8 protein-coding genes and 1 pseudogene are annotated in these 10,667 nt (G+C 74.2%); 4 read left to right on the forward strand and 5 right to left on the reverse strand.

Features of this window, described 5'->3' with window-relative positions:
- Positions 1 to 155, forward strand: a pseudogene (locus tag ACFRQN_RS37430) (IS110 family transposase); the annotation flags it as partial.
- A 63-nt stretch (positions 156 to 218) separates the two neighbouring features.
- Here the strand turns inward: ACFRQN_RS37430 and ACFRQN_RS37435 are convergent.
- Complete coding sequence (locus ACFRQN_RS37435) at positions 219 to 962, reverse strand: SOS response-associated peptidase (RefSeq protein WP_074003103.1); 744 nt, start codon at positions 960 to 962, stop codon at positions 219 to 221.
- Positions 963 to 997: 35 nt separating this feature from the next.
- The gene (locus ACFRQN_RS37440) at positions 998 to 1,783 is read right to left on the reverse strand and encodes an AraC family transcriptional regulator (RefSeq protein WP_380745024.1); all 786 of its coding nucleotides are present in this window, start codon (positions 1,781 to 1,783) and stop codon (positions 998 to 1,000) included.
- Positions 1,784 to 1,837: 54 nt separating this feature from the next.
- On the opposite strand from ACFRQN_RS37440, the gene ACFRQN_RS37445 reads away from it, so the two are divergent.
- Positions 1,838 to 3,058, forward strand: a complete 1,221-nt coding sequence (locus ACFRQN_RS37445; protein WP_380745026.1) for an MFS transporter — start codon at positions 1,838 to 1,840, stop codon at positions 3,056 to 3,058.
- 94 nt (positions 3,059 to 3,152) lie between these two features.
- Complete coding sequence (locus ACFRQN_RS37450) at positions 3,153 to 4,205, forward strand: alpha/beta hydrolase family protein (RefSeq protein WP_380745037.1); 1,053 nt, start codon at positions 3,153 to 3,155, stop codon at positions 4,203 to 4,205.
- 31 nt (positions 4,206 to 4,236) lie between these two features.
- Here the strand turns inward: ACFRQN_RS37450 and sigJ are convergent, their stop codons facing one another.
- Positions 4,237 to 5,229: an RNA polymerase sigma factor SigJ gene (gene sigJ / locus ACFRQN_RS37455; protein WP_380745028.1), complete on the reverse strand. Its 993-nt coding sequence runs from the start codon at positions 5,227 to 5,229 to the stop codon at positions 4,237 to 4,239.
- 91 nt (positions 5,230 to 5,320) lie between these two features.
- On the opposite strand from sigJ, the gene ACFRQN_RS37460 reads away from it, so the two are divergent.
- Positions 5,321 to 5,770, forward strand: coding sequence for a hypothetical protein (locus tag ACFRQN_RS37460; RefSeq protein WP_380745031.1), 450 nt, complete (start codon positions 5,321 to 5,323; stop codon positions 5,768 to 5,770).
- 8 nt (positions 5,771 to 5,778) lie between these two features.
- On the opposite strand, the gene ACFRQN_RS37465 is transcribed toward ACFRQN_RS37460, so the two are convergent.
- On the reverse strand, positions 5,779 to 7,881 hold the full coding sequence (locus tag ACFRQN_RS37465) for an alpha-galactosidase (RefSeq protein ID WP_380745033.1): 2,103 nt from the start codon (positions 7,879 to 7,881) through the stop codon (positions 5,779 to 5,781).
- Between the two features lie 109 nt (positions 7,882 to 7,990).
- On the reverse strand, positions 7,991 to 10,444 hold the full coding sequence (locus tag ACFRQN_RS37470) for a hypothetical protein (protein WP_380745035.1): 2,454 nt from the start codon (positions 10,442 to 10,444) through the stop codon (positions 7,991 to 7,993).
- Between the last annotated feature and the right edge of the window lie 223 nt (positions 10,445 to 10,667).

Raw genomic sequence — 10,667 nt, forward strand, 5'->3', positions numbered from 1 at the left:
AGGCGTTCTACCGGCGCAAGCGCGACGAGGGCAAGTCCCACAAGCAGGCCGTCCTGGCCCTCGCCAGGCGCCGTCTCAACGTGCTCTGGGCCCTCGTACGCGACAGCCGCACCTTCGATGCAGTTGCGCCCAAGAACGCCGCCCCAGCGCAGTAAGGCGGTCACGAGGCGTCACCGCCCTGGCTTGACAACATCATTGGGAATCTCCCTGGTTCGGCCTCAGTCCGCCAGGCCCAGTGGGTCCGGGGCGGTGTCCAGCAGGTGGGGGCCGTTGTTGCGGACGCTGTTGACGGTGGTGGGGACGGCGCGGACGCGCAGGGTGTCGTCGGCGGGGCTGTGCAGCAGGTGGTGGAGTTCGGCGGGGTCGGTGTGGGCGGGGGAGAGCCAGGTGGCGAGGTCGTCGGGGGCGATGGTGAGGGGCATCCGGTCGTGGACGCGGCCGGCGGAGTCGGTGGCGTCGGTGGTGATGACGGTGGCGGTGGCCAGCCAGGCGAGCGGGTCGTCCTCGGGGCGGGTGGGGTCGCGCCAGAACTCGTAGAGGCCGGCCATCAGCATCAGGCCGCCGGTGCTGAGGAAGTACGGCTGCTTGTACTTCTTCCGGTCGGCGGCGGCGGGGACCTCGCGCCACTCGAAGTAGCCGTCGGCGGGGATGACGCAGCGGCGGGTGGTGAAGGCCTTGCGGAAGGCGGGCTTGGTGTCGACGGTCTCCGAGCGGGCATTGATCAGGCGGGCGCCGCCGGACGGGTCCTTGGCCCAGGACGGGACCAGGCCCCAGCGCAGCGGGCGCAGTTGGCGCAGCAGCTCGCCGGTGTCCCGGTCGACGCGTTCCAGGACGGCCGGGACCGGGTCGGTCGGGGCGACGTTCCAGCTCGGCGCGAAGGTCTCGGCCGGGTCCCACCGGAGCTCCCCGAGCAGGGAGACGAGGTCCTGGGGCGTGGTGGTGGAGACGAAGCGGCCGCACATGCCCCCAGCCTGCCACGCGGTACGGACAACGGCGTTCAGCGCGGCGCGCGCCCGCCCGGGGTGTGTCCGAAGGCGCGGCGGTACACGTCGATGAAGGCGCTGGCGGAGGCCCAGCCGCAGCGGTGCGCCACGGTGGTGACGGGCAGGCCCTCGGCGAGCAGCACCAGGGCGTGGTGCAGCCGCAGCTGGGTGCGCCACTGGGGGAAGGTCATGCCGAGGTCGGCGCGGAACAGCCGGGAGAGGGTGCGGTCGCTGGCGCCGACGGCGCGGCCGAGTTCGGCGAGCGTACGGCCGTCGGCCGGGTCGGCCTCCAGCAGCGCGCACAGGGCGCGGAGCAGGGGTGTGGCGGGGGTGGGGAGGTGGAGCGGGCTCTGCGGGGAGGCGCGCAGCTGGTCGAGCAGGACGGCGCGGAGCCGGGCGCGTTCGGGGGTGTCCTGGTCGGGGGTGCGGGTGTAGGCGACGATCAGTTCGCGCAGCAGTGGGCCGACGGCGAGGACGGTCGGGCGGTCGAGGCCGAGCGGGTTGTCGGCGGCGGGCAGGCCGACCAGGTGGAGTTCGAGTTCGCCGTGGGCCTGGTGGGCGTGGACGGCGCCGGCCGGGATCCACAGCGCGCGGTCGCCGGGGGCGACCCAGGAGCCGGCGTCGGTGGTGATGCCGACCACGCCCCGGGCGGCGTAGGCGATCTGGTGGTCGTCGTGCCGGTGCGCGTCGATGGCGCCGCCGGAGGGCAGCAGGCGGGCCTCGGTCGATGCGACGGGAGTGTGGCGCGACGCGACGGGTGTATGGCGCGAGGCGACGGGATCGTGGCGGATTCTCGGCATCGGATGGCAGGTTATCGGAAGTCCGACAGCGGGTGCGGGCCCGAGGCTGGCGGCATGCCGAAACGATCCTCCGACCGCAGGTCGATCCTCCTGCTCTCCGTCGGGCACTCCTGTGTGGACGTCTACCAGGGCGCGGTGGCGGCCCTGGTGCCGTTCTTCGCGGCCGAGCGCCACTACGGCTACGCCGCCGTGTCCGGGGTGGTGCTCGCCGCCTCGCTGCTCTCCTCGGTGGCGCAGCCGCTGTTCGGGGCGCTCACCGACCGCCGGCCGCTGCCCTGGCTGCTGCCGGTCAGCACGCTGCTGGGCGGCGCGGGCATCGCGCTCAGCGGGGTGGGCGGCTCGTACGGGCTGATGCTGGCCTTCGTGGCGCTGTCCGGGGTCGGGGTGGCGGCCTACCACCCGGAGTCGGCCCGGGTGGCCCGGCTGGCGGCGCGGCGGGCGGGGGACGGGCGGCGCGGCCTGGGCACCCACCGGGGGATGGCCTGGTTCTCGCTGGGCGGCAACCTGGGCTTCGCCGCCGCCCCGCTGCTGGTCGCCGCCGTGGTGGGGACGGGCGGGCTGCGGCTGACCCCGCTGCTGGCGCTGCCCGCGCTCGCGGGCGCCGCCCTCTGCCTGCCGGTGCTGCGCGAGCTGGAGCGGCGGCGGGCGGCCGGGGAGGCGCGGGAGCCCGTTCCGGGGGCCGACGACCGGGCGGCCTTCGTGCGGCTGTCGCTGGCGGTGGTCTGCCGCTCGGTCGCGTTCGTCGGGCTGAGCACCTTCCTCTCGCTGTTCACCGCCCAGCGCCTGGGCGGCGGTGCGGCGGCGGGCACGGCGGCGCTGGTGGTGCTGTACGCGGGCGGCGCGGTGGGCTCGGTGCTGGGCGGCGCGCTGGCGGACCGGTGGGGGCGGGTGGCGGTGGCCCGCTGGTCGTACCTGGTGGCGGCGGTCGCGGTGGCCGGGGTGCTGCTGGTGCCGGGCCCGGCGCTGTACCTGTTCGTGGCGCTGACCTCGGCGGGCCTGTACGTGCCGTTCTCCCTGCAGGTCACGCTGGGGCAGGACTACCTGCCGTCGCGGATCGGTACGGCGAGCGGGATCACCCTCGGGCTGACGGTGAGCGTCGGCGGGCTGGCGAGCCCGGTGATCGGCGCTCTCGCGGACGCGACCTCGCTGCGTACGGCGCTGCTGCCGCTGGTGCTGATGCCGGTGCTGAGCTGGGCGCTGTTCCGGACGCTCCCGGAGCCGGTGGTGTCGGAGCGGGTGGCTCCCGAGGCCGGGACGGCGCCGGTCGGGCGGTGACCGCCTCCGGGTAGGCGGCGGGAAAGACGATCACCTCATTGTGTTCATATCTGCTACGGTCGTTTTCGAAACGAACGATTGGTGAGTGAACGCTATGAAGATGTTCGGCAGGCGCCGGTGGCTCTGGGGCTCACTGCTGTCCGTGGCCGTGCTGCTGGCCGGCGCGGGCGGCTGGGTGGTCTACCAGAACGAGTACGACCTCACGGAGGAGCGGGTCACCGTCACCGGCGGCAGGCAGCCGCTCCAGGGCGTCCTGGCCCGCCCCACCGGCGGCCACGGGCCCTACGGACTGGTGGTCTTCGTCCACGGCGACGGGCCCGTGGACGCCACCCACGACACCTTCTACCGGCCGCTCTGGGAGGCCATGGCGAAGGCCGGGTACGCGACGCTCTCCTGGGACAAGCCCGGCGTCAACAACGCCCCCGGCGACTGGCTGGACCAGAGCATGCAGGACCGCGTCGACGAGACCCTCGCCGCGATCCGCTGGGCCAAGGCCCAGCCCGGCATCGACCCGAACCGGATCGGGCTCTGGGGCGCCAGCCAGGCCGGCTGGGTGATGCCCAAGGCCGCCCGGCAGTCCCCGGACGTCAGGTTCGTGATCGCCGTCGGCACCGCCGTCAACTGGCTCCAGCAGGGCCGCTACAACCTGCTCGCCGAGCTGGGGGAACGGCACGCCTCGCCCGCGGAGACCGCGGCCGCCGTCGCCCGCAGCGACCGCAACCTGGCCGCCTTGCGGGCCGGTTCGACCTTCGAGGAGTACCGGGCCGCCGGCGGCGACGTCGACGGGCTGACCCCCGAGCGCTGGGCGTTCAACAAACGCAACCACCTCTCCGACGCCACCGAGGACCTCGCCGCCCTCCGGGTGCCGGTGCAGCTCGTCCTCGGCGGCCGGGACGTCAACGTCGACAGCGACGACACCGAGGCCGCCTACCGCCGCCTCGTCACCACCCCGGGCCTGCTCCACGTCCTGCGCTTCCCGGACTCGACCCACAACATGGTGCCCAAGGAGGTCGAGGACTCCGAGCTGCGCAGCACCTTCCTCGCCGTCGCCGCACCGCGCTCGCTGTTCACCCCCGGCTACCTCGACGGCATGCGGAACTTCCTGTCCTCGCTCGACCCGGCCTCGCCCGACCACCCGAAGGGCTGACCCGCGACGAAACGTGGAGCTGTAGGACCACTCAGCGGCCGTGCGGTTCGCGCTCCGGCTCGCGTGTCGGCTCGCGCTCCGTCCACGGGCGCAGCTTCTCCGGGTTGCGGACCGCCCAGACGCGGGTGATCCGGCCGTCGGCCAGGTCGAAGGCCGCCACCGTCGCGGTGCGGCCGCCGAGCCGGGCGACCAGGCCGGGGCGGCCGTTGACGGTCCGTTCGAGGAGGGTGAGCCCGGGGGCGAGGTCGGCGAAGTGGACCAGGTACCGGGCGATCCGCTCGCCGCCCACCACCGGGCGCAGGGCGGCGCCGGCCAGGCCGCCGCCGTCGGCGGTCATCGTGGCGTCGGGGGCGAGCAGGCCGACCAGGGCCGCGATGTCCCGGGCCTCCCAGGCCCGCTTGAAGTCCCGTACCAACCCGGCCTGCGCGCCCGTCGGGGTCGCCGGGGCCTGGGCGGCCCTGATCCGGCGGCGTGCGGAGGAGGCCAGCTGGCGGCAGGCCGCCGGGGTGCGGCCGACGATCCCGGCCACCTCGGGGAAGGGGTAGCGGAAGACGTCGTGCAGGATGAACGCCACCCGCTCCGCCGGGGTCATCGCCTCCAGGACGACCAGGAAGGCCATGGTCACCGACTCGTCCAGGGTGACCCAGTCCGCGGGATCGGCCGGCCCGCCGCCGTCGGTCGGGCCGCCGATCCACTCGCCGCGGTCGGGCAGCGGCTCGGGCAGCCACTCGCCGACGTAGCGCTCCCGCCGGGCCCGCGCCGACCCGAGCTGGTCCAGGCAGACCCGGCCGGCCACCGTGGACAGCCAGGCACCCGGCGAGGCGATGGCCTCCTGCTGCCGCCGGGACAGCGCGTACCACCGGGCGTACGTCTCCTGCACCGCGTCCTCGGCCTCGGCCAGCGAACCGAGCAGCCGGTAGGCCAGGTTGATCAGCTGCCGCCGCTCGCCGACGACCACGCCCGGGTCCGGTACGGAGGGGGTGCTCACGGTCGGGGCCGCTCCCCGGGTCTGCTCGTCCGTCATGGACCCTCGCCTCACACTTCGCCGGCCTGTGTCGTCGGATGAGCGGGACACTATCGATCAGCTGCCGCGAGGCAGAAGAGGGGAGCGCGTCATGGCCATCGGGACGACGGCGGAGGCGACCACGGGCACCACGGACACGGCGGACAGGACGGTGGGAGCACGCGTCCACACCTTCCTCCGGGTGTCCGTGGCGCTCCAGACCGTGGCGGTCCTCTTCCAGGCGGTCACGGCCGGGCTGCTGCTCTCCACCTCCTACGGCGAGACGCTGCACAGCGTCGGCGCGCGCGTGATGTACGGGTCCTCGATGCTGTACCTGCTCGCCGCCGTCCTGGCCTGGCGGCCCGGCGGCGGCTCGCCCCGTCCGGTCCTGTACGCCACCGGGTTCCTGGTGCTGGCCTCGGCGCAGGTCGTGCTGGGCGTCGCGCACGTGCCGTCGGTCCACGTCCCGCTGGGCGTGGTCGTCTTCGGGCTGAGCGTGGCGGTACTGGTCCGGATGCCGGCCGTCCGCGCCACGCGGCGGACGGCCGGCACGAGGGACTGAGCGGGCCCTCAGGACCCGAGGGTCCAGCGCTGGCCGGTGGCCGGGCGGGTGGTGACGGGGGTGCCGGCGGTGCCGGCGCCCGCGTCGAGGGCGAGGCCGGTGGCGACGTTGGTGACGGTGACGGAGCCGGTGGCCTGGTCCTGGGTCAGCTTCCACTCCTGCCAGGGGTTGCCGGGCGACAGGTCGAGCAGGTAGGCGCTGTCACCGGCCGAGGCCCCGGCGGAGAGCACGGTGTGCCGGTGGGTGCCGGTGGCGCAGTTGTCGCTGATCCGGATGGTCCCGTCGGGGTTACTGGTGAAGGTCCACTGCTGCGCCGGGTCGCCGGGGCGCGCGGGCTCCAGGTCGGTGATCGAGCCGAGCGGCGCGGTGCACGAGCCGAGCAGGGACAGCGCGAGGCCGCCGCTGCTCAGGGAGTGGTACGCACCGTCGTCGACCACGCCGGACGGCCCGCCGGTGCCCTGCTTGGCGAGCCGGTAGAGGGCCGCGCCGTGCGGCGGGAGGGAGGCGCTGATCGGGCCGGTGACGGTCGAACCCGCGCCCGTCCACAGCTCCTTGGCCTGGTAGGCGGAGCCGCCGAGGCCGAGTTCGGCCAGGCTGGTGGCGACGGTGCGGCCGGCCGACGGGTCCTGGTTGACCAGCAGCACGGCGGTGTCGCCGTTGGCGAGCTGCCGCTTGAGGACCACCGGGGCGTGCCCGTCGGCGGGCTTGGCGCCGACCAGGGTGGCGGGCTTCGCCAGGCCGTCCTTGTCGACGGCGATGACCTCCTTGTTCTTCAGGATCGCCAGGCTGGTGTCGTTGATCCCGGTGGACCAGGTGTAGCCGTCCGCGCTGTGCTGCGACTGAGCGGCGGTGCGCAGGTCGGCGCCGGAGATCATCGGCGCGGCGAGCATGGCGAGGACCGAGGCCTCCGTCCGCGACTCGTCGTCGGTGAAGGGCTTGTGGCAGGTGCAGGTGTCCGTGGTGCCCCACAGGCCGTAGACGTCCTGCCAGCCGGTGAACATCATGTCCAGGTCGTTCCAGCTGCCCGGGCGGACGTTGCCCGGGTACTGCAGCGCGGTCTGCAACTGCCCGTTCCAGAGCACCCCGTCGAGCTCGCTGTCCCGGTCGCCGCCGATCCGGCAGAGGTTGGCGACCTGGCCGCACCAGATGCCGGTGGGCGCGTAGCCGGGGGCGTGGAAGGGGGCCGTCCCGGCGGCCTGGACCACCGGGTCGGTGCGGGCCGGGTCGTCGGCGGCGAGCAGGTACGGGACCCCGCTGTGGACGGGCTGGGCGGAGACGCTGAGGGTGGCCTTGGGCTTCCCCTGGGCGGCGGAGGCCGCGTCCAGGGCGTGCTGGAAGGTCTGCACCCGGGCGTAGATGGAGCGGGTCAGCTCCTTGCCCTCGCCCTGGGTGTAGTAGTTGTGCCCGTCCGGGCCGACGATCTGCGGGCCGTACGGGCAGTCGTCGTACTTGACGAAGTCGACGCCCCAGGAGACGAAGTCGGCGGCGTCGGTGGACTCGTGGCCGAGGCTGCCGGGGTGCATCTGGCAGGTGAGGTAGGTGTCGGTGGCGTAGAGGCCGAACTTCATGCCCTTGCTGTGCGCGTACTGGGCGAGGTACGCGATGCCGTTGACGGTGTGGCCGTCGACGGTCCGCTCGGGGAAGTGGTCGGGGCGCGGGACCAGGTGGCCGGAGGTGGGGTCGTTGCCGGTGCCGTCGGTGCCGCTGACCGGGTTGCCGGCGTTGTCGTACAGCTGGAGGCCGCCGTCGGCGTTGCGGACCAGGTCGGAGCTCTGGCCGTCGCGGTGCCAGAGCGACCAGCCGTCGTCTATGGTGACGGTGTCGTAGCCGGCCGCGACCAGGCCGTTGGCGGCCATGAAGTCGATGGTCTGGACGACCTGCTCCTGGGTGACCTCGGTGCCGAGGGAGTTCCAGGAGTTCCAGCCCATCGGCGGGGTCAGGGCGTTGCCGTTGCCGAGGCCGGGGCCGGTGCCGGGGCCGGTGCCGATCGCGGTGGGGGTGGGGGTGGCGGTGGCGGGAGCGGCCGTGCCGAGGCCGACGGCTCCGAGGCCGGCGGTCGCGAGGGCGACGGAGAGCAGGGATGCCGCGACACGGCGGCGGGTTCGGCGCATGAGCGCCCTCCTGAGGGGTGGGGGATGGTGAGATGACGAACCGTCAGGAAGTGAGGGGGGTGCGGCCGGCCGGGTGGGGCCGGCCGGCCGCGGTTGTGCTGTGTGGGGGTCAGTCGGTGACGGTCGCGGTCGCGGAGTGTCCGGGCGCGAGAGTCACGGTGGTGGAGGCGTAGGTCGTGCCGTCGACGGTCGTGGTGCGGGCCTCCCGCTGCTCGCCGTCGACGGTGGCGCGGGCGTGCTGACCGGGGAAGCGGGCCTCCCAAGTGACGGGCTCCGTACCGGTGTTGGTGACGGTGCTGCGCTGCGCGCCGTCGTGGCGGACGGTCACCGTGCCGCCGCCCACCGGGATGCCCGCGACCTGGAGCCAGCCCATCGAGGCGGGCAGCTGCGGGGTGGTGGCGAGCGCGTGGCCGGCGGCGTCGGGGGTGACGCCGAGCAGGCCCTGGACGGTCTGGGCGAGCAGGGTGAACGGGACCTCGGGGTAGTCGCCGTTCAGCATCGCGCCGCTCACGTGCGGCTCGCCGACGCTCTCGTAGACGTGCCGCATCCACTTCCAGGCGGTGCTGCCGTCGTGGTTGGCGAAGAAGGCGTCCGGCAGGTAGGTGTAGGCCTCCAGGTTCGCCGAGCGCTCCGGGCCGGAGTCGGCGGCGTCGATGGCGGCGAGCTGGGCGTCCCGGCGCGGGCCCGGGTCGAGCAGCCCCTTGACCGGCATCAGCACGCTCGCCTCGTAGCCCCAGCCGGTGATCGGCTTGCCGGCGGTGTCGTAGCCGTGGACGACCTCGCCGGGCTGCGAACCGTCCACGCTCCAGGTGGAGTTGACGTACGCGCGCAGCTGCCCGGCGGCCTTCCGGTAGCCGGCGGCGGAGGCGGCGTCGCCCCGGGCGTCGGCCAGCGCGGCGGCGGAGAGGTAGGCCTGGTACTGGGCGCCGACCGCGTCCCCGGCCTCGGCGTAGGTGCGGGTGGCGTTCTCGGCGTAGCTGGCGGTGCCGGCGAAGATGCTGCGGCTGGTGGCCTGCGGGATCGGCACCCCGCCGTTGTCGACCGGGCCGGGGCGGGCGGCGATGAACGGGCCGAGGGTGTTGCGCACGTACCGGCCCAGGCCCGGGTCCTCGGCGTAGTCGCGGTCGCCGGTCCAGCGGTAGGCCTCGCCGGCCTGCTGGACGAGTTCGAACGGCGCGGGCAGCTCGCGGACGAAGCGGTCGGGGCTCCGGTAGTCGATGGCGCCGTAGCTGCGGGCGTCGAAGTTGAGCGCCCAGACCGGGTAGAGCTTGTTGACCTCGGTGGCGGAGGCCGCGAAGCCGCGCAGCATGGTCTTGTTCTCGGCGTCCAGGCCGAGCAGGTGGGCGCCGACCAGCTGGTGGGCGAAGTCGCGGCTGTAGAAGGCGGAGCGGAACGGGTAGCCGGCCCAGTAGGTGGCGTCGTAGGTGGTGGTGCCGGTGCCGCCGGGGTGGTTCTCGTCCTGGTCGAGCACGCCGGTGGCGCCGGCCTGCTGCACCCAGCTGTTGGCCTTGGCCTTGGCCCAGTCGAAGAGGGCGACGGCCTCGGGGTCGGAGGAGCTGATCACCGGGTCGTTGGGGGCGGCCGGGGCGACGGCGGCGTCGTCCACGTTGATCCAACCCGTGGGGGAGGAGCCGATGGTGAGGGTCAGCCGGTCGCCGGGGGCGACCCGGACCCGGGGGAGGGTGTACTTCGCGTAGAGGGACTGCTCGGGCAGCGGGAGGGAGCGCACCACGGTGCCGTTGACGCTCACCGAGAGGCTGCCGCCGGCGCTGCCCGTCGCGATCCAGGCGGACAGGTCGTAGCTGCCCGCGGTGACGGCGGTCACCTGCTGGCTCACCGCGTAGCCGGGGCCGGCGTCGAGGTAGGCGAGGCGGGCGCCGCCGTGCGGGTTGTTGGTGGCGGTGCCGGTGTGGGGGGTGAAGGTCCAGCCGTCGGAGGTGCTGCCGGCGGTGGCGGCGCCGTTCGTGCCGCTCGTGCCGCTCGTCCCGTTCGTGCCGCTCGTGCCGCTCGTGCCGCTCATGCCGCTCTGCTCGAAGCCGGGGTCGGCGAGGACCAGCGGCTCGGTGCGGGTGAGCGTCCAGCGGTGGGCGGGGCGGTTGTCGCAGTGGTGGGCCACCGGGGCCGGGTCGGCGGTCAGGCAGCCGCCGGTGCCGCGGGTGGTGAGGGTGTAGGTGCCCTGCGGCGCGCGGGAGACGGTGAAGCGCTCGGCCTCGGGGGAGCTGCCGCAGTCGGCGGTGGCGGGGCGGCGGTCCGGGCCGCCGAGGGTGAGGCAGCGGCCGCTGGCGGCGTTGACCAGCAGGTAGTCGGTGCCGGCGCGGCGCAGCTGCCAGCGCTGGCTGAGCAGCCGCCCGCAGGCGGCGCCGACCACCGGGGTGCCGGGGGTGGGCTGGGCGTACTGCGGGCCGAGGCAGCTGCCGTCCAGGGCGGAGCCGAGGAGGTAGCCGCCGCCGTCGACGAGCGGCGTTCCGGCGGCCGCCAGGGCCGGGGCGGCGCCGAGGGCCTGGGCGGCGAGGACGGTCAGGAGGGCGAGACCGGTGGGTAAGGCGCGGGGGCGGGGCGGCATGGCGGAGCTACCTCCGGTCGGGTGGCGGGGCGATGGCGTTTGAACGTTCAAATCAGATGGGTGGTGTGCGTTACGATGCATCGCATGTGATGGGTGACATTTCACATGGTGGGCTCGGCCACGTCAACGGGATGCGCGGTGACGGCTTCCGGGAGACAGCTGGGAGAAGAGGTGAAGGCCCCTGCCCGACGGGGGTGGGCAGGGGCCTTCACGATCTGGGAAC

Source organism: Kitasatospora sp. NPDC056800 (assembly GCF_042789775.1).
Lineage (GTDB): Bacteria > Actinomycetota > Actinomycetes > Streptomycetales > Streptomycetaceae > Kitasatospora.